The organism is Halomonas sp. SIMBA_159 (assembly GCF_046536035.1).
In the GTDB taxonomy this organism is placed as follows: Bacteria; Pseudomonadota; Gammaproteobacteria; order Pseudomonadales; family Halomonadaceae; genus Vreelandella; species Vreelandella venusta_A.
The window spans coordinates 1-275 of the sequence record NZ_JAWJBT010000487.1 but is presented as its reverse complement, the minus strand read 5'-3'; the positions used below and the strand labels follow the sequence as shown (position 1 = coordinate 275).

At 46.2% G+C, this 275-nt stretch carries 1 protein-coding gene; it reads right to left on the bottom strand.

Features of this window, described 5'->3' with window-relative positions:
* Nucleotides 1-48 precede the first annotated feature (48 nt).
* Nucleotides 49-275 (bottom strand): glutamine amidotransferase-related protein (locus R0J87_RS20140; protein ID WP_498888469.1); only part of this gene is annotated, 227 nt, incomplete at its 5' end.

Below are 275 nucleotides of genomic sequence, written 5' to 3'. Positions count from 1 at the left end.
CACCAAACCCGAGATACTGAATTACTTTTCGTCGCTTCATCATCACACCTACGCTACCTTAACACTAAGCTCTGTTAAGGATACCAAGAAATTCTGCAAGAGTTGTTTTCCGGACTCCGTTAAGATACTTTCTGGGTGAAATTGTACTCCTTGCAAGTGAGGATAATCCCGATGACGGACCCCCATAATTGTTCCATCTTCCACCCAAGCGGTGAGTTCTAAAACGCTGGGAAGGGTTTCTCGCGCAATCACTAAACTATGGTAGCGGGTTGCCG